This window comes from Serratia sp. JKS000199, from assembly GCF_900215455.1.
GTDB lineage: Bacteria > Pseudomonadota > Gammaproteobacteria > Enterobacterales > Enterobacteriaceae > Serratia > Serratia ureilytica.
In genome coordinates this window covers 3521007-3539284 of record NZ_LT907843.1, presented here as the reverse complement: position 1 = coordinate 3539284, position 18278 = coordinate 3521007, and the positions used below count along the sequence as shown (strand labels likewise).

Annotated in this window: 18 protein-coding genes and 1 other RNA gene; 10 read left to right on the top strand and 9 right to left on the bottom strand. The window is 58.0% G+C overall.

The genetic code is table 11. The features are described from left to right. Positions 1-79 precede the first annotated feature (79 nt). The 3 genes from epd to fbaA all read left to right on the top strand — a co-directional run bounded on the left by epd (position 80) and on the right by fbaA (position 3526). Entirely contained in the window at positions 80-1096 is a 1017-nt protein-coding gene (epd, locus tag CPH57_RS16900; protein WP_096242580.1) for an erythrose-4-phosphate dehydrogenase, read from the top strand. A 70-nt stretch (positions 1097-1166) separates the two neighbouring features. Beyond that, the gene (gene pgk / locus CPH57_RS16895; RefSeq protein WP_025160206.1) at positions 1167-2330 is read left to right on the top strand and encodes a phosphoglycerate kinase; all 1164 of its coding nucleotides are present in this window, start codon (positions 1167-1169) and stop codon (positions 2328-2330) included. A gap of 116 nt (positions 2331-2446) precedes the next feature. Beyond that, positions 2447-3526, top strand: coding sequence for a class II fructose-bisphosphate aldolase (gene fbaA, locus CPH57_RS16890; RefSeq protein ID WP_025304179.1), 1080 nt, complete (start codon positions 2447-2449; stop codon positions 3524-3526). Between the two features lie 59 nt (positions 3527-3585). Here the strand turns inward: fbaA and CPH57_RS16885 are convergent, their stop codons facing one another. Continuing rightward, the gene (locus CPH57_RS16885; protein WP_096242579.1) at positions 3586-4254 is read right to left on the bottom strand and encodes a DUF1345 domain-containing protein; all 669 of its coding nucleotides are present in this window, start codon (positions 4252-4254) and stop codon (positions 3586-3588) included. A gap of 204 nt (positions 4255-4458) precedes the next feature. Between CPH57_RS16885 and mscS the strand changes: the two genes are divergently transcribed. Together mscS and CPH57_RS16875 are read left to right on the top strand one after the other, a co-directional pair. Beyond that, positions 4459-5325 carry a small-conductance mechanosensitive channel MscS gene (gene mscS / locus CPH57_RS16880; protein ID WP_015378992.1) on the top strand — a complete coding sequence of 289 codons (867 nt, stop codon included), beginning with the start codon at positions 4459-4461 and terminating at the stop codon, positions 5323-5325. 255 nt (positions 5326-5580) lie between these two features. Further along, positions 5581-6708, top strand: a complete 1128-nt coding sequence (locus tag CPH57_RS16875; protein ID WP_033644738.1) for a hypothetical protein — start codon at positions 5581-5583, stop codon at positions 6706-6708. 97 nt (positions 6709-6805) lie between these two features. On the opposite strand, the gene CPH57_RS16870 is transcribed toward CPH57_RS16875, so the two are convergent. From CPH57_RS16870 to CPH57_RS16860, 3 genes are all read right to left on the bottom strand, one after another. Further along, positions 6806-8155, bottom strand: a complete 1350-nt coding sequence (locus CPH57_RS16870; protein WP_096242578.1) for an MFS transporter — start codon at positions 8153-8155, stop codon at positions 6806-6808. 187 nt (positions 8156-8342) lie between these two features. Next, positions 8343-9374, bottom strand: coding sequence for a methionine synthase (locus CPH57_RS16865; RefSeq protein ID WP_033644741.1), 1032 nt, complete (start codon positions 9372-9374; stop codon positions 8343-8345). A 25-nt stretch (positions 9375-9399) separates the two neighbouring features. Then, positions 9400-10377: a DUF1852 domain-containing protein gene (locus tag CPH57_RS16860; protein WP_033652185.1), complete on the bottom strand. Its 978-nt coding sequence runs from the start codon at positions 10375-10377 to the stop codon at positions 9400-9402. Between the two features lie 316 nt (positions 10378-10693). Here CPH57_RS16860 and CPH57_RS16855 point away from each other — a divergent pair, with 316 nt between their 5' ends. Beyond that, on the top strand, positions 10694-11233 hold the full coding sequence (locus tag CPH57_RS16855; protein WP_047573752.1) for a DUF2058 domain-containing protein: 540 nt from the start codon (positions 10694-10696) through the stop codon (positions 11231-11233). A gap of 7 nt (positions 11234-11240) precedes the next feature. On the opposite strand, the gene CPH57_RS16850 is transcribed toward CPH57_RS16855, so the two are convergent. Then, positions 11241-11939 carry an RluA family pseudouridine synthase gene (locus tag CPH57_RS16850; RefSeq protein WP_047573755.1) on the bottom strand — a complete coding sequence of 233 codons (699 nt, stop codon included), beginning with the start codon at positions 11937-11939 and terminating at the stop codon, positions 11241-11243. Between the two features lie 214 nt (positions 11940-12153). Here CPH57_RS16850 and argO point away from each other — a divergent pair, with 214 nt between their 5' ends. Together argO and CPH57_RS16840 are read left to right on the top strand one after the other, a co-directional pair. Further along, positions 12154-12771 carry an arginine exporter ArgO gene (gene argO / locus CPH57_RS16845; protein ID WP_025304159.1) on the top strand — a complete coding sequence of 206 codons (618 nt, stop codon included), beginning with the start codon at positions 12154-12156 and terminating at the stop codon, positions 12769-12771. Positions 12772-12892: 121 nt separating this feature from the next. After that, positions 12893-13624 (top strand): oxidative stress defense protein, encoded by a 732-nt coding sequence (locus CPH57_RS16840; protein WP_031300626.1) that lies wholly within the window; start codon positions 12893-12895, stop codon positions 13622-13624. A 48-nt stretch (positions 13625-13672) separates the two neighbouring features. On the opposite strand, the gene CPH57_RS16835 is transcribed toward CPH57_RS16840, so the two are convergent. Next, entirely contained in the window at positions 13673-14566 is an 894-nt protein-coding gene (locus CPH57_RS16835; protein WP_004931613.1) for a LysR family transcriptional regulator ArgP, read from the bottom strand. A 204-nt stretch (positions 14567-14770) separates the two neighbouring features. On the opposite strand from CPH57_RS16835, the gene rpiA reads away from it, so the two are divergent. Together rpiA and serA are read left to right on the top strand one after the other, a co-directional pair. Beyond that, positions 14771-15427, top strand: a complete 657-nt coding sequence (rpiA, locus tag CPH57_RS16830; RefSeq protein ID WP_025304157.1) for a ribose-5-phosphate isomerase RpiA — start codon at positions 14771-14773, stop codon at positions 15425-15427. Between the two features lie 292 nt (positions 15428-15719). Then, positions 15720-16958 carry a phosphoglycerate dehydrogenase gene (gene serA / locus CPH57_RS16825; RefSeq protein WP_025304156.1) on the top strand — a complete coding sequence of 413 codons (1239 nt, stop codon included), beginning with the start codon at positions 15720-15722 and terminating at the stop codon, positions 16956-16958. 48 nt (positions 16959-17006) lie between these two features. On the opposite strand, the gene CPH57_RS16820 is transcribed toward serA, so the two are convergent. The 3 genes from CPH57_RS16820 to zapA all read right to left on the bottom strand — a co-directional run bounded on the left by CPH57_RS16820 (position 17007) and on the right by zapA (position 18220). Further along, positions 17007-17615, bottom strand: coding sequence for a 5-formyltetrahydrofolate cyclo-ligase (locus CPH57_RS16820; RefSeq protein WP_096242577.1), 609 nt, complete (start codon positions 17613-17615; stop codon positions 17007-17009). A gap of 51 nt (positions 17616-17666) precedes the next feature. Then, positions 17667-17849, bottom strand: a non-coding RNA gene (ssrS, locus tag CPH57_RS16815) — 6S RNA. Positions 17850-17890: 41 nt separating this feature from the next. Then, on the bottom strand, positions 17891-18220 hold the full coding sequence (zapA, locus tag CPH57_RS16810) for a cell division protein ZapA (protein WP_004931621.1): 330 nt from the start codon (positions 18218-18220) through the stop codon (positions 17891-17893). Between the last annotated feature and the right edge of the window lie 58 nt (positions 18221-18278).

Below are 18278 nucleotides of genomic sequence, written 5' to 3'. Positions count from 1 at the left end.
GGGTTAGTGAGACAACCAGTCAGCGCCGGGCGGCGCCGGTGAGTCAACCCGGCGTGGACGGCCCTTTTTCAGGAGCAGCATGACCATCCGCATAGCGATAAACGGCTTTGGCCGCATCGGCCGCAGCGTATTGCGCGCACTGTACGAATCGGGCCGACGGGCGGAAATCTCCGTGGTGGCGATCAATGAGCTGGCGAACGCCGAAGGCATGGCCCATCTGCTGAAGTACGACTCCAGCCATGGCCGCTTCGCCTGGGATGTGTGGCAAGAGTGCGACACGCTGAGCGTCGGAGACGACGCGATTCGCCTGTTGCACCAACCGGCGGTGGAGCAGTTGCCCTGGGGCGAACTGGGCGTCGACGTGGTGCTGGACTGCAGCGGCGTGTACGGCAGCCGGGCGGATGGCGAGGCCCATCTGGCGGCGGGGGCGAAGAAAGTGCTGTTCGCCCATCCGGGCGGCAACGATCTGGACGCCACCATCGTGTTCGGCGTCAACCATCAGACGCTGCTGGCGGAACATCGCATCGTGTCCAACGCCTCGTGCACCACCAACTGCATTATTCCGGTGATCAAGCTGCTGGACGACGCCTACAGCATCGAGTCCGGCACCGTGACCACCATTCACTCGGCGATGAACGATCAGCCGGTGATCGACGCGTATCACGCGGATTTGCGGCGCACCCGCGCGGCGAGCCAGTCGATCATTCCGGTCGATACCAAGCTGGCCGCGGGCATCACCCGCATCTTCCCGCAGTTTTGCGATCGCTTCGAGGCTATCTCGGTGCGCGTGCCGACCATCAACGTGACGGCTATCGATCTTAGCGTCAGCGTGAGCGCCGCAGTGAAGGTGGCGGAGGTCAACCAGCTGTTGCAAAAGGCCGCACGGGAATCATTTCGTGGTATAGTTGACTACACGGAATTACCATTGGTCTCGATCGATTTTAACCATGACCCGCACAGCGCTATCGTCGACGGTACGCAGACCCGGGTCAGCGGGCAGCACCTGATAAAGACCTTGGTCTGGTGCGACAATGAATGGGGCTTTGCCAATCGGATGTTGGATACAACACGGGCAATGGCCGCCAGCGGTTTCTAGTACGGCGGCGCCGGCGTGATTGGCGCGCTGCTCAGGCAATTTTATAGAGATTCAATAAAGAGGGTTCACCATGTCTGTAATTAAGATGACCGATCTGGATCTGGCGGGTAAACGCGTACTGATCCGCTCCGATCTGAACGTGCCGGTAAAAGACGGTAAAGTGACTTCCGACGCGCGTATCCGCGCTTCCCTGCCGACTATCGAAGCTGCGCTGAAGCAAGGCGCCCGCGTGATGGTAACCTCCCACCTGGGTCGTCCTACCGAAGGCGAGTACAACGAAGAATTCTCCCTGCTGCCTGTGGTCAACTACCTGAAAGATCACCTGAAATCCCCAGTGCGTCTGGCGAAGGATTATCTGGATGGCGTCGACGTCGCCGAAGGTGAACTGGTGGTGCTGGAAAACGTCCGTTTCAACAAGGGCGAGAAGAAAGACGACGAAACCCTGTCCAAGAAATACGCGGCGCTGTGCGACGTGTACGTGATGGACGCGTTCGGCACCGCGCACCGCGCGCAGGCTTCCACCCACGGCGTGGGCAAGTTCGCGCCTGTCGCCTGTGCCGGCCCGCTGCTGTCCGCCGAGCTGGAAGCGCTGGGCAAAGCCCTGGGTAACCCGGCCCGTCCGATGGTCGCCATCGTGGGCGGTTCTAAAGTCTCCACCAAACTGACCGTGCTGGATTCCCTGTCCAAAATCGCCGATCAGCTGATCGTCGGCGGCGGCATTGCCAACACCTTCGTGGCGGCGCAGGGCAACAACGTGGGCCAGTCCCTGTACGAACCGGATCTGATCCCGAACGCGCAGAAACTGCTGGAAACCTGCGACATTCCGGTGCCGACCGACGTGCGCGTGGCGACCGAGTTCTCTGAGACCGCGACCGCGACCGTGAAGCAGGCCAACGAGATCCAGGACAACGAGCAAATTCTGGATATGGGCGACGTCTCTGCCGAGCGTCTGGCCGTTATCCTGAAGAACGCCAAAACCATTCTGTGGAATGGCCCGGTTGGCGTATTCGAGTTCCCTAACTTCCGTAAGGGCACCGAAATTGTCGCCCGCGCGATCGCCGATAGCGACGCTTTCTCTATCGCTGGCGGCGGCGACACTCTGGCAGCCATCGATCTGTTCGGTATCGCTGACAAAATCTCCTACATCTCCACCGGCGGTGGCGCATTCCTGGAATTCGTTGAAGGGAAACCGCTGCCTGCAGTCGTGATGCTGGAAGAGCGCGCTAAGCAGTAATTCAGACAACGGGAGGCGAAAGCCGCCCGTTTGTTTTATACCGCGCGGCAAATGCTGCGCGGCGTGAAAACATCGATTTACATCCATCTACGGCCGACGAAACAGGACAAAGTAACATGTCTAAAATTTTTGATTTCGTAAAACCGGGTGTCATCACGGGTGATGACGTTCAGAAAGTCTTCGCAGTTGCTAAAGAGAACAACTTTGCGCTGCCAGCGGTAAACTGCGTGGGTACCGACTCCATCAACGCAGTGCTGGAAGCCGCGGCTAAAGTGCGCGCGCCGGTCATCGTTCAGTTCTCCAACGGCGGCGCCGCATTCATCGCCGGCAAAGGCGTGAAGACCGATGTGCCTCAGGGCGCAGCGATTCTGGGCGCTATCTCCGGCGCACACCACGTTCACCAGATGGCTGAACACTACGGCGTGCCGGTGATCCTGCACACCGACCACTGCGCGAAGAAACTGCTGCCATGGCTGGACGGCCTGCTGGACGCCGGCGAGAAACACTTCGCCGCTACCGGCAAACCGCTGTTCTCTTCCCACATGATCGATCTGTCTGAAGAGTCTCTGGAAGAAAACATCGAGATCTGCAGCGCCTACCTGAAGCGCATGGCCAAAATCGGCATGACGCTGGAAATCGAACTGGGCTGCACCGGCGGTGAAGAAGATGGCGTGGACAACAGCCATATGGACGCTTCCGCTCTGTACACCCAGCCGGAAGACGTGGCTTACGCGTACGAAAAACTGAACGCCATCAGCCCGCGCTTCACCATCGCTGCATCGTTCGGTAACGTGCACGGCGTGTACAAGCCAGGCAACGTTAAGCTGACTCCAACCATCCTGCGCGATTCTCAGGATTACGTGTCCAAGAAATTCAACCTGCCGCACAACAGCCTGAACTTCGTGTTCCACGGTGGTTCCGGTTCTACCGACGCAGAGATCAAAGAGTCTGTGGGTTACGGCGTGATCAAGATGAACATCGACACCGACACCCAATGGGCGACCTGGGACGGCATCCTGCAGTACTACAAAGCGAACGAAGCTTACCTGCAGGGCCAGTTGGGCAACCCGAAAGGCGCCGATCAGCCTAACAAGAAATACTACGATCCACGCGTATGGCTGCGCGCAGCGCAAACCAGCATGGTGACGCGTCTGGAGCAGGCCTTCAAAGATCTGAACGCGGTAGACGTTCTGTAATCTTCGGCACCTGTTGCATGAAGTACAAGGCTCCCTCCTGCGGGGAGCCTTTTTCGTTTTCAGCCCAGCAGGCCGGCACCGACATTGATCGACAGGCCCAGGATCAGCATGTTGAACACGAACGAAATAACCGACTGCACGAGCGCGATTTTGCGTACCTCTGCCGCGCCGACCGCCACATCGGCGGTTTGCGACGCGACCGCGATGGTGAAGGAGAAGTAGGCGAAATCCAGATAGGTGGGATCGGCGAGATTGCCGGGGAACAGCAGCGGCAAAGGATCCTGCTGTGCGCCCTGGCGATAAAACTGATGAGCATAGTGCATGGTGAAGGCGGTCGGCAGAAGCAGCCAGGAGACCGCCAGCGTGGCGCCGGTCAGGAGCAAATGCAGCGTTTTCAGAGAGCCGGCCACCTGTTTGGCGCTGCTCAATTCAAACAGGATCGCCAGTAAGCTGACCAGGCAGCCGAGGCTGACTAACGCCAGCACCATGCTGGCGCTTTCGTCCTGCCGCCGGGCGATTTGGCGAATGTGCTGCGGCGTGCTGACCAGCATCAGCCGCCAGAGAAACAGCAGGTAGAGCCAGGCCAGCGTATTCCAGCCGATCATCAAGCGTTGCAGCAGCGAGAGCTGGGCGGGCAGCAGCAGAAAGCATAGCAGCCCGGCGCCGACGGAAAACAGCAGCCTGGGCCGCACTTGCCAATAGTGTTTGAGCGAAGAGCGAATGTGCATGAAGAACGGATCCCTTGTCGTGAAATGGCCAACGCGCTGTTCTCAGCATAGAAGAAGCGGCGGGCGGTTTCGGCTATTTTTAATGCTGATGGTTGGCATGAGCCTTTAATGTTGGTTACCCTTAGGCGTGGTTTCCTACTGGCCGCCGAGGCCAGTGTATTTTTGCGAGTTTCTCCCGTTAGGGACTGAGTTAGGACGACACGAATGAAAGATTTGAATGTAGTAGACGGCATCAACGGTGCCGGCGACTGGTTGGTGAAGAATCAGGATCTGTTGATCCAGTACGCGGTGAATATCGTCGCCGCCATCGTTATCCTGATCATCGGTTCGATTGTGGCCCGCGTGGTCGGCAATGCGCTGAACCGCGTGATGAAGCTGCGCGGCATCGACGCCACGGTGGCCGACTTCCTGTCGGCGATCGTGCGTTACGGCGTGCTGGCGTTCACCTTCATCGCCGTGCTGGGGCGCGTCGGCGTGCAGACCACCTCGGTGATCGCGGTGCTGGGTGCCGCCGGTTTGGCCGTCGGCCTGGCGCTGCAAGGCTCGCTGTCCAACTTCGCCGCCGGCGTGCTGCTGGTGATCTTCCGTCCGCTGCGCGTGGGTGAATATGTCGATCTGGGCGGCGTGGCCGGTACCGTCGATCAGGTGCAGATTTTCTCCACCACCCTGCGCACCGCCGACAACAAAACCATCGTGGTGCCGAACGGTAAAATCATCGCCGGCAACATCATCAACTACTCCCGCGAACCGAACCGCCGCGTGGATATCGTGGTGGGCGTGGCCTACAACGCCGATATCGACGTGGTGAAGAAGGTGCTGGGCGACGTGATCGCCGCCGACAAACGCATCATGCACGCCAAAGGCGTGACCGTGCGTCTGAACGAGATGGCGCCGTCCTCGCTGAACTTCGTGACCCGTTCCTGGACCACCAATGCGGAATACTGGAACGTGTACTTCGATCTGATGGAAAACTTCAAGCGCGCGCTGGATGCCCACAACATCGGCATTCCGTTCCCGCAGATGGATGTGCACCTGTATCGCACCGAAGACGCTTCCGCCAAGGCGGAATAACAGAGAAGGGGGCCTTGCCCCCTTTTTTATTGCTATTTTCCCCGTATTAGCCAGGCAGCCATTCAATCTGTCTCCGCTGTATCGATATTGGCGCCAAGCCGATATGCGCCTTCGGAAATTGCGGCCTATGACAAGTAGATGCGGGCGTAATAACGAGAAGCTCAATAAGTCGCGGTAAAAACGACTTTTCGTTGTTACTGTTTCCTTCTCTGATACCATAGCTTTCTTGTGGATTGTCGATAGGAAAGGGATGAAATGAAAAGGGCTGTTATTGCCGCATTATTGAGCGTCTTGATCTCTGGATGTGGGCCAAAAGCATTGTCGCCTGAACAAATACAGCAAGTAGACGATTTAAAGTCAGAGCTGGTGAGTACGGATGCCGAGATTGAAAACGCAGCTAAACAGCAGGACACGTTAAACGGCGGCTTGATTAAATCTCTGGTGATGGCGCGACTGGAAATTCTGAAAACGAACAAGGCGCTTATTCAGCAACGAATCAATGCGATTGAGTCTGGATCAAAGGTTGAGATTGTCACGAACCAGACCGCGCCGGATCTGAAGCTGGCGGAAAAGCTCACCGCCGAATTGGCAATGCTGACTCGGGAAATATCGACCGCTAAACAAGAGGCCGCACAATACGATGGTGGTCTGGTGGGGTCGATAAAAAAGGCAACGATAGCCACTCAAGAGCAAAGTCTGGCGATGTTGCAGCAAAAATTGCTGTCGGCGAAATATGGCCTGGCCGTTCCGACGATAGCCCATCATGCAACATCAACCGCTTCAAAATCCAATCAGCGGGAAGAACCGGTGGCGAAAGACGCGTTGCTTCCGCCCGGCATTGGGCCGTTTGGACTGCAAATGGGGTTGACGAAAAAGAACGTCGAGGACATGACAGGCGTTACCTTAACGGCAATACCGAATCGTCTTAATATTTATACTACGGAGGTCGTCCCCAAAACGTATTACGCCTTTGAAACCTACATTTTGCTCATCTCTCCCAAGGTTGGTTTATGCCGAATTCGCGCGCTTAGCGGTGATATCAATACAGACAGTTATGGGGTGGAGTTAAAGTCCAGGGTGAAGGACATTGCTAAATCATTGACCGCTAATTATGGCAAAGGAAATGCTACTGACTTGCTGTTGCCGGGGTCGTTATGGAAAGAACCTGGTGATTGGATGATGGGGCTGCTTAAAAAAGAACGCTATTTCGGTATTGACTGGGAAGAGAAAAAAGATAAACCGTTCAAGAACGATTTGCAGGGGATTATGCTTGAAGCGACCGCCGTCAATAGTGGGGTTGGGAGCGTTTATCTGCAATATGATTTTAAAAATGTCGATGAGTGCATAAAGGAAGCCAATGACAAGGAAAACAGTGCACTATAGCGGCAAGCGCTTTTGAAAAATAACCGATAGGTTAAGGGTTTCTCATGAGAGGCCGAGATGCTACCGATGGCGTCTCGGCCTTTTATTTTCCGCGAGGTCAGATGCCCGCAGCCGGTTCCGTGAGCGGCGTGCGGCGGCGCAGGCTGAGGCGATAGAGCAGGAAGATGGCGGCGGCGCCCAGCAGCGCCGGCAGCGCCAGCCAGAGGAAGAACACTTCCGTCGAGCCGGCGGCGGCCATCATCCAGGCGCCGAGCATCGAGCCGACAATTGAGCCGAAGCGGCCATTGGCCATGGCCCAGCTGACGCCGGTGACGCGGGCTGCGGTCGGATAAAGGGTGGCGGAGACCAGGTTCAGGCCGTTTTGCGCGCCGGCCACGCCGAAGCCGATAAGGAACACGACGGCGGCCAGCGTGTAGACGTCGCCCATCAGATACCCGGTCGCGCCAATTACCAGTGCGGCGCCCAGGTAGGAGACGGCCAGTACGCGGTATGGCCCGATCCGATCCATCAGCAGCGCCATCAGGATGGCGCCCAGGGTGCCGCCGAGCGGCACCATCGCGCCGATGCGCGAGGCGTGGGCGATATCGTAACCGGCGTCTTTGAGCAGGGTCGGCAGCCAGCTGGTGAGCAGGTAGAACACGAACAGCGAACAGAAGAACGCCACCCACAGCAGCAGGGTGCGCACGGCGCGGCCTTCGATAAACAGGTGTGATATCGGCGATGTGGCCTGCGGTGGGCGCTCGTCATCGACAATCGTCACGCCGGCCCAACGCTGGCCGGTGATGCGTTCGACCACCCGGCGCAGCCGATCGGCATGTTTGGCGTTGGCAGCCATAAAGCGTACCGACTCGGGCATCTGCCAGGCCAGCAGCGGCAGCAGCGCCAATGGCGCAATGCCGCCGACCAGCAGCACGCCGCGCCAGCCGAACGCCGGGATGATCTGCCCGGCCAGCAGGCCGCCCAGGGCCAGCCCGGCGGTAAAGCCGCTCCAGCTCAGGGTGACCATCAGCATGCGGCGGCGCGCCGGTGAGTACTCCGAGCTGAGGGTAATGCAGGTCGGTATCGCGCCCCCGAGGCCAATGCCGGTGATGAAGCGCAGCAAGGTCAGGGATTCTATCGATTGCGTATAGGCAGAAGCCAGGGTGCAGCCGCCAAACACCAGCACCGCGACGAGCAGCACGCGTTTGCGGCCGATGGCGTCGGCGATCGGCCCGAACAGCAGGCTGCCGATCAGCAGGCCGAACAGCCCCGCGCCGAAGGCAGGAGAAAGCTGCGAGGGGTGCAGGCCCCACTCTTCACGCAGCGCCGGCGCGATATAGCCGATGATGGCGGTATCGAAGCCATCCAGCAGGGCAATGAGGAAACACAGGGTCAGGATCAGGATTTGGTAGGGGGAGATCCTGGCGCGATCGATGATTTCGCTGATGCGAGCGGTATTTGGGCTCATGGTTATTCCACTGTTATTCGGCTGGTGTGGGCTGGCTGAGGGCTGTTCAGGCCAGGCCTGAACCAAAACCGCTGTGGCTGGCATCGCGTAGAAATCCGAGTATACACCAGATCGGGGGCGTTGCGTGGAGGGGGAATCGCTGATAATCGCCCGCCGCAGGAGGTGTCTGTGGCGGGCGCAGGCAAGGTTATTTGGCTAACAGCTCTCGGCGCACGATCTCGGCGCCTGCGCTTAACGCATTCAGCTTGCCGCGGGCGACCTGACGGGGCAGGGGGGCCATGCCGCAGTTGGTCGACGGATAGAGTTTGTCGGCATCGACAAACTGCAGCGCTTTGCGCAGCGTGTCGGCCACTTCCTCCGGCGTCTCAACGGCATGATTCGCTACGTCGATGGCGCCGACCATCACCTTTTTGCCGCGGATCAGTTCAAGCAGATCCATGGGCACGTGCGAGTTATGGCACTCCAGCGAGATGATATCGATGTTGGACGTTTGCAGTTTCGGAAACGCCTCTTCATATTGTCGCCATTCCGAGCCCAGCGTCTTTTTCCAGTCGGTATTGGCTTTAATCCCATATCCATAGCAGATATGTACGGCGGTTTCACACTTAAGCCCTTCAATGGCTCTTTCCAGGGCGGCGATGCCCCAGTCATTCACCTCGTCAAAGAACACGTTAAATGCGGGCTCATCAAACTGAATAATGTCGACGCCTGCGGCCTCGAGCTCTTTGGCTTCCTGATTGAGGATCTTCGCGAACTCCCAGGCTAATTTCTCGCGGCTTTTATAGTGGTTGTCATAGAGTGTGTCGATCATGGTCATCGGCCCCGGCAGGGCCCATTTAATCGGCTGTGTGGTCAGCTGGCGTAAAAATTTGGCGTCTTCAACGAAAACGGGTTTTTGACGCGAGACCGCCCCCACGACCGTCGGCACGCTCGCCTCATAGCGATTGCGGATTTTAACCACTTCGCGTTTTTCGAAATCGACGCCGCTGAGATGCTCGATAAACGTCGTGACGAAGTGCTGACGGGTTTGTTCGCCATCGCTGACGATATCGATGCCGGCCTGTTGTTGCTCTGCCAGTGACAAACGCAGAGCGTCCTGTTTCCCTTCGATGAGTTCTTCATTCTGCAATTTCCAGGGCGACCACAGGGTTTCCGGTTGGGCCAGCCAGACCGGTTTGGGCAAGCTGCCGGCGGTCGATGTGGGGAGCAATATTTTCATGATAGGTGACCTGTATTTAAGTGAATCAAAGCGCGTAGTGAGCAGACCATTGCTCAAGAATAGGCTTGTAGGGTTTGATAAATTGCTCTTCCGTAAATTTCCCCTGCTCAATCGCTAACTGGCTACGCTCTTCGCGATCGTAAACAATCTTGGTTAATGAATGATCCTGGTTATTCAGGCTTGGCTGATAGCATTGCCCCGCCGCCGAATTGGCATTGTAAATTTCAGGCCGATAGATTTTCTGGAAGGTCTCCATCGTGCTGATGGTGCCGATCAGTTCCAGGTCGGTGTAATCGCTCAGCAAATCCCCGGGGAAATAAAAGGCCAGGGGTGCAACGCTATTTTTCGGCATGAAATAGCGCACCTGCAGGCCCATTTTTTTAAAATACCGGTCGGTCAATGAAGCGCCGTCTTGCCGATACTCGTCGCCCAAGACCGGGTGTTGATTGCCCGTCCGATGGTAGGTGTCTTTGCTGGATACGCTGAGGCAGATCACCGGCGGTTTGCTGAAATTTTCATGGTATTCGTTTGAATTGACGAAGTGCTTAAAGATATTGCCGTGCAAATCGCCGAAATCATCCGGAATGGTAAATTCCGCCGCGTTTTTATTGTGCGCCGGCAGCAAGACGCTAAAGTCGTAATCGCGCACGTAAGACGAGAAATTGTTCCCGACGATGCCCTCGATACGCTTTTGCGTTTTTTTATCGATGATGTTGGTTTTCAGGATTTCGATAACTGGAAAGCTGGCGCCCTGATCTTCGATGCGCATCTCAACCGAGATGATTTCCAGCTCGACAGAGTAGCGATCGGCCTTGGGGTTATCCCAATAGGCTAATGCATTAAAGCGATTGTCGATCATCACCAACGTGTTGCGCAGGTTCTCCCGGCGGTTTTTCCCTCTGGCCAAATTGGCAAAGTTGGTGGTGATACGCGTATTTTCAGAAGGGTTATAATCTTCGTCGAAAGAACTGCTCTTAATCGTAAAGGTAAAGTCTGTATTCATCGTCTTATAGCATCCTGTTATATGATATGAAGGCTGGATTTATCCATTTCTTTCAATGGCTTGTTTTTCTATTTTTTTATTCAGCCGATTTCATATTGTCTGTCGTTAATGAGGTCTATTTTTGCCAGAGTCCCGGAGGGAGTGAAAGAGACTTAATTTCATTACCACATGAGCGGTATTCATGATCGGGCGTTCGGGCCGTTTTACCGCCGTTGCTCTGCGGCGCAAACCGCCGATGGGTTGGGCCGGCAACCTGGTGCAGCCTGAAAAATTACGGGTATAATCCCTTCATGATCCCACGGCTTCAGACACGAACATGACAAAACTCACCTTACAAGAGCAGATGCTCAAAGCGGGCTTGGTAACCAGCAAGAAAATGGCCAAAGTCCAAAGAACGGCTAAAAAATCACGCGTTCAGGCCCGCGAGGCCAGAGAGGCGGTGGAAGAGAATAAAAAGGCGCAGCTTGAGCGCGATAAGCAGCTGAACGAGCAGCAAAAGCAAGCCGCGCTGTCCAAAGAATACAAGGCGCAGGTGAAGCAGCTGATCGAGATGAATCGCATCGTTCTGGCGAAAGGCGATATCGGTTTTAACTTCACCGATGGCAACCTGATCAAAAAAATCCTGGTGGATAAGGCGACGCAGACCCAACTGATCAATGGCCGCCTCGCCATTGCCCGCTTGGTGGTCGAGAACCGGGAAGAGTGTGAATACGCGATTATCCCCGCGAGCGTCGCCGATAAAATCGCGCAGCGCGATGCGGGCAGCATTGTGTTGCACAGCGCGCTGAGTCAGGAAGAGCAGGATGAAGACGATCCGTACGCCGACTTTAAAGTGCCTGACGATTTGATGTGGTAAGCCGCGTTCAGAACGGCGCGGCGTGACGAGCGGTTATCCGCTCTCCGCGGATGGGGTGCACAAAGTCCAGTTCGCTGGCGTGCAGCATCAACCGCGGCGTCTGCTCGGCACCCGGCAGCAGGCGCCCACCATACAGATCGCAGCCTAAAATAGGATGGCCCAATTGCCGGCTGTGAATACGCAGCTGGTGGGTGCGCCCAGTCTCTGGGGTAAGCTGTACCCGCGTCAGCGGCAGCGAGATCCCGCCTTCCGTTTCACGATAAAAACGCTCGATGACCCGATAGCGGGAGCGAGCGGGCTTGCCGTGAAGGGCGCAAATTGACATCAGCGGGAACAGCGCCGGATCTTTGGCGATCGCCGCGTCTATTACCCCTTCGTTATCCGCCAGATGGCCGCAGAGCAGCGCGCTGTAGATTTTACCGACGGTGCGCTCGCTGAACTGCCGGCAGAGCGCGGCATTGACGGCCTTATTGCGGGCTACCACCATCAACCCGGACGTGCCGAAATCCAGGCGGTGTGCCAGCGTGCAGCCGGGGAAGATCTGCACCAGCCGATAGTGCACCGAGTCGAGATTTTGCGGATTTTTGCCCGAAAGGCTGAGCAACCCGGCGGGTTTATTGATCAGCGCCAGATGATCGTCCTGATAGAGGATCTCTATCTGGTCATGACAGGGCGGGGCGATGAAGGTATCGGTAATCGTAGACATCGGTCGGCCGGCTGGAGGGAGGAGGGGCGGATGATAGCGAATTTTTCGCCGATGGGCGAATCTGGCGGCGCTGGCCTGGCGCCCACAGGGTATTAGCATCTCTGATACTTGATTAGAAACATCAATTTCACCTAATGATCGCTTCCTCGTATGATGCGCGTGTTGACCGATACGCGCCCACGTCCGGCGCCTTTTATCATTCGAGGAATTTCCCATGCTAGCCGTCTTCCTGCAGGGCTTTGCCCTGAGCGCCGCCATGATCCTGCCGCTGGGCCCGCAGAACGTATTCGTGATGAATCAGGGCATTCGCCGTCAGTATCATCTGATGATCGCCTCATTGTGCGCGCTGAGCGATATCGTGCTGATCTGCGCCGGTATTTTCGGCGGCAGCGCGTTGCTGACCCGCTCGCCGCTGCTGCTGGCGTTGGTGACCTGGGGCGGGGTGGCGTTTCTGCTGTGGTACGGCTGGGGCGCGTTCCGTTCCGCCTTCAGCCCACAACCGGCGCAGGCCGCGGCGCAGGAGCTGGCGCAGAGCCGCTGGCGCCTCGTGGTCACCATGCTGGCGGTCACCTGGCTGAATCCGCACGTCTATCTGGATACCTTCGTGGTGCTCGGCAGCCTGGGCGGGCAGCTGACGGCGGACGTGCGTTCCTGGTTCGCGCTTGGCGCGGTCAGCGCGTCGGCGGTGTGGTTCTTTGGCCTGGCGCTGCTGGCCTCCTGGCTGGCGCCGTGGCTGAACACCCAGCGGGCGCAGCGCATCATCAACGCGCTGGTCGGTCTGGTGATGTGGGGCATCGCGCTGCAGCTGGCCTGGCAGGGGGCAAATTTATAAGAATTTGTCACTAATCCGAATTCAAAACGCCGTGCGATATGCTACGTTTGATGCCAGGAAACCGGCGGTTCTCGCAGGGAAAAGCCGGCGATCAGAGACAGCCTGTCATTAAGGAGACACTGTGAAGCTAAAAGCATTGGCTATGGCCGCAATGGTCGGATTAGGGACGCTACCGATGGCGCTGCAGGCGGCTGAATTGCCTGAAGGGCCGCACGTCGTCACCTCCGGCACCGCCAGCGTGGACGCCACGCCGGATATCGCCACTCTGGCGATCGAAGTGAGCGTTTCCTCCAAAGACGCCGCCCAGGCGAAGAAGCAGGTGGACGAGCGCGTGGCGCAGTACTTTGATTTCCTGCAGAAAAACAACATCGAGAAGAAAGACATCAGCGCCGCCAACCTGCGCACCCAGCCGGAATACGATTACCTGAAAACCGGCGAGTCGGTGCTGAAGGGCTACCGGGCGGTGCGCCAGGTGCAGGTTACCCTGCGCCAGTTGGACAAGCTGAACGAGCTGCTGGACGGCGCGCTGAAATCCGGCCTGAACGAGATCCGCGCGGTGGAGCTGGGCGTCGCCAAGCCGGACGTGTATCGCGAGCAGGCGCGGCAAAAAGCGATCGAGAACGCGACTCAGCAGGCCGAATCCCTGGCCAAGGGCTTCCACGCCAAGCTGGGGCCGGTGTACAGCATTCGCTACCGGGTCGCCAACTACCAGCCGATGCCGGTGGCGCGGATGTATAAGGCGGCCGGCGCGGCGGCGGAAAACGACGCGGCGCAAACCTATGAACAGCAAAGCATTCACTTCGACGATCAGGTGGATGTGGTGTTCGAGCTGCAGCGCAACGCCGCGCAGTAAGGGGGTTGTCATGAAGAAAAGGTTCGCTGCGGCGAACCTTTTTTCGTTTTAATCCTGGCGCAGCACCTGGTGACCGTGCTCCAGCAACGCGTCGGTCACTTTACGCATCATGCGGCTCTCCGGCGCGAAGCGGTGCCAGTACAGCATGCGGCGCTGGTACAGCCCCGGCGTCAGATCGATCAGTTCGCCGGATGCCAGCTCCTTTTCGATCTGCAGATGTGGGATCATACAGCAGGTGGTGCCCTGACGGGCCAGCTGCACGAAGGCTTCCGATGAGTTCACGATGTGGCAGGGCACGCTGCCCGGCGACAGATCGAAGTTCTGCTGCAGAAATGCCTGGTGCATGTCGTCGAGATGATCGAAGGCCACCGCCGGCGCTTTCAACAGCGCGGAGCGGGTGACGCCGTTCGGGAAATAGCGCTCGGCGAAGCCGCTGGAGGCCACGAACAGGTAGTCCAGCGCCCCCAGCCGATCCACCAGGCAGCTCGGCAGCGGCTGCGGCTGAATACTCACCGCGCCCACCACCTCACCACGGCGCAGCCGCTCCTGGGTGCGGGTTTCATCTTCCACCTGCAGATTCAGACGAATGGGGGAGTCCGCCAGCACCGGCTTCAGCGCCGGCAGCAGCCAGGTCGCCAGACTGTCGGCGTTGACCGCCAGCGACAGCAGCAGCGGCGTATCGACGCCGGTGTCGTTGCCCAGCCACTCTTCTTCCAGCAGCTCCACCTGATGCAGCAGCGCCAGCAGCTTTTGCCCCTGTTCGGTCGGGCGCGGCGGCACGGTGCGGACCAGCAGCGGTTGGCCGAACAGGTTTTCCAGCTGTTTGATGCGTTGGGATACCGCCGATTGCGTGATGCAGAGTTTTTGCGCGGCGCGCTCGAAGCCGCGCTCACGGATCACCGCGTCCAGCGCTTGCAGCGTACGATAGTCTGGGCGTTTCATCGGAAAGATATCCCTTAAATTAGAATGATACCGGCACTATGCCACATTTTGCGTGCGGCGCAGGTGGAAAAATCACGCCCCCAGCTCGCCGCCAAGCGGGTAAAAATGCGGGCTGCGGTAAATAAGTGTGATCCTGCCGGCGTGAAAAACAGCGTTTTACCCTATAATACGCACACGTTTTCGTACAGAGGCAAGGGACATATTATGACGCAGGATGAACTGAAAAAAGCGGTGGGCTGGGCGGCGCTGGAATACGTGACGCCGGGCACCATCGTCGGGGTGGGCACCGGCTCTACCGCCGCCCACTTTATTGACGCGCTGGGCTCCATCAAGCACCAGATTGAAGGCGCGGTGTCCAGCTCAGACGCCTCAACCGCCAAGCTGAAAAGCCTCGGCATCCATGTGTTCGACAGCAACGAAGTGGACTCGCTCGATATCTACGTGGACGGCGCGGACGAAATCAACGGCCACATGCAGATGATCAAAGGCGGCGGCGCGGCGCTGACGCGCGAGAAGATCATCGCCGCCATCGCCAAGAAATTCATCTGCATCGTCGACGCCAGCAAGCAGGTGGACGTGCTGGGCAAATTCCCGCTGCCGGTGGAAGTGATCCCGATGGCCCGCTCCTATGTGGCGCGTGAGCTGGTGAAACTGGGCGGCCTGCCGGAGTATCGCCAGAACGTAGTGACCGACAACGGCAACGTGATCCTCGATGTGCATAACCTGAGCATCACCGACGCTATCGCGCTGGAGAACAAGATCAACGGCATCGCCGGCGTGGTGACCGTGGGGCTGTTCGCCAACCGCGGCGCGGACGTGGCGCTGGTCGGCACCCCGGAAGGCGTGAAAGTGGTCAAATAAGCCTCTGCGGCCTGTGGCCCGGCAGTGCCGGGCCGCATATTTCTTCGGTTAAAACATCTTTTCTAAAAAGCGGCAAATTTGGTGACTTATGTCACATTGTGAAAACTGACTCCCCAAAGCTTCTGCCGAAAACTTTCCCTATGGCATTTTCTGCCGTAAACCGCCATCAACGCTGCGCCTTGTCCTGCCGGGCAGGCAATCGTTTGTATTGCCGCCCGCGTTATTTTTGTTATGTTGGATGGGAGCTGTGTCGTCACAGCCGCTTCTGAAGTCTGAACATAGGGTCGGGTAAATGGCAAAAGTATCATTGGAGAAAGACAGGATTAAATTCCTGTTGGTGGAAGGGGTTCATCAGAGCACGGTCGATAATTTGCGTGCCGCCGGTTATACCAACATCGAATACCACAAGGGTGCGTTAGACACCGAATCGCTGAAGGCCTCCATCCGCGATGCGCACTTCGTCGGCATCCGATCGCGCACGCATCTGACCGAAGAGGTGTTCGCCGCCGCAGAAAAACTGGTGGCGGTGGGCTGCTTCTGCATCGGCACCAACCAGGTTGACCTGAAAGCGGCGACCAAACGCGGCATTCCGGTCTTCAACGCCCCGTTCTCCAATACCCGATCCGTGGCCGAAATGGTGCTGGGCGAGCTGCTGTTGATGCTGCGCGGCATTCCGGCCGCCAACGCCAAGGCGCACCGCGGCGTGTGGCACAAACTGGCCGTGGGCTCCTATGAAGCGCGCGGCAAAAAACTGGGCATCATCGGCTACGGCCATATCGGCACCCAGCTGGGCATTCTGGCCGAAGGGCTGGGCATGAAGGTGTTCTTCTACGATATCGAGAACAAGCTGCCGTTGGGCAACGCGCAACAGGTGCGTCATCTGTCCGATCTGCTCAATATGAGCGACGTGGTGACGCTGCACGTGCCGGAAACGCTGGCGACCAAGAATATGATGGGGGCGGAAGAGCTGGCGCTGATGAAACCGGGCGCTATTCTGATCAACGCCTCGCGCGGCACCGTGGTGGATATCCCCGCGCTGTGCGACGCGCTGGCCAGCAATCACCTGGCGGGGGCGGCGATCGACGTCTTCCCGGAAGAACCGGCGACCAACAGCGATCCGTTCAACTCGCCGCTGTGTGAGTTCGATAACGTGCTGCTGACGCCGCACATCGGCGGTTCCACTCAGGAAGCGCAGGAAAACATCGGCGACGAAGTGGCCGGCAAGCTGGCGAAATATTCCGATAACGGTTCGACCCTGTCGGCGGTCAACTTCCCGGAAGTGTCGTTGCCGGCGCATGGCCCGAACGCCAGCCGTCTGCTGCACATCCATGAAAACCGTCCGGGCGTGCTGACGCAGATTAACCAGATCTTCGCCGAAGAGGGGGTTAACATCGCCGCGCAGTATCTGCAAACCGGGCCGGAAATTGGCTATGTGGTGATCGACATCGAAGCGGAAACCGCGCGCGCCGACGCCGCGCTGCAGCGCATGAAGGCCATCGACGGCACCATTCGCGCCCGTCTGCTGTTCTGATTCGGCGGCTCGCCGCAACGAAAAAGGCCGGAGCGATCCGGCCTTTTGCTATTTGGGCTCCCGCCACGCCCAGCTGCAGAGCGGGGTGAGGATTTCCGGCAGCGGGATATCCCAGTGTTCGGTCGGCAGGCGCTCCACCTGCTGGCAATCATGGGCCAGACCGATGGGATAGGGGCCGCCGCTGCGCCAGTTTTGCAGGGTGCGATCGTAGAAACCGCCCCCCATGCCCAAACGCTGCCCGGTATGATCGAATGCCACCAACGGCGTCAGCACGACGTCAAGTTCGCCCAGCGGCAACACCTGGCGCACATCGAGGCGGGGCTCGAGAATATTGAAGCGATTGCGTACCAGCGGCGTTTCCGGCGCATAGCGCAGGAACAGCAGGTGACCCGGGCTGAACGGGTGCAGCACCGGCAGGTAAACCCGTTTGCCGAGCGTCCACAGACGCTCGATCAGCGGCCCGGTATCGAGTTCGCCGTCAAACGACAGGAAGACCGCGATGTTGTGCGCCGCTTGAATGCGCGCGTGTGCGGTGAGGCGTTCGGTTATCTTTTCTGCGGCAAAGCGTTGCTGCTCGGGCGTAAGCTCGCGCCGACGTTGGCGAATGAGTTGACGAATGGCTTGGCGCTGCTGCGCGAATTGGGGTTGAAAAGACATCGTATCAGGCTTGCTCAGTGTGGCGTTCAGCACACAAAACCGCTGAGAAGGGGAATCTCCGAGATGCCGTCGCAGGCTGTAACCCTTGAACCCATGGTTCAAGGTGAACGTGCCGTCGCAATCTTAAGGCTTCTCGGCGCACCGAGCGTGCTCACCGATCGCGGAGCAACACATTCTGTTTGTACTAAATATCGGCTCAGGGGACTGGCCCGCTGGCGAACATCTCAGAGAAATTTTGTACTCGTTGCCGAAAACTTGGCTTTCAACAACTTAAGTTATTCGAATTGTGCATCCTGACGTTCAGAGATGCGACCTTGTTCAAGCAGCGCTTGTTCAATGGTCTGCTGCAGCATCCGTATGCGTTGTTCCATATTGGACGCATAGTCACGGGTTTTCAACCGTTCTTGAGCAAGTTCGTGACAGACGTTCAATGCCGCGATGAAAACCAGTTGCTCAGTATTGGAGACTCTAGTGCGAACTTTAAGATCTTGCAACCGTTGGTTAAGATCGTCCGCCGCCATATTCAACGCATCTTGTTGTTCTGGCGGGCAATTGACTCTTAACGAGCGGCCAAAAATTTGAATATCTACCGGTTGTGCAGACATGCCACCTTCCTGCCTAAATTTCGCGCCAGCCTTGTCCGCCCGGGCCGGGCCGTCAAAG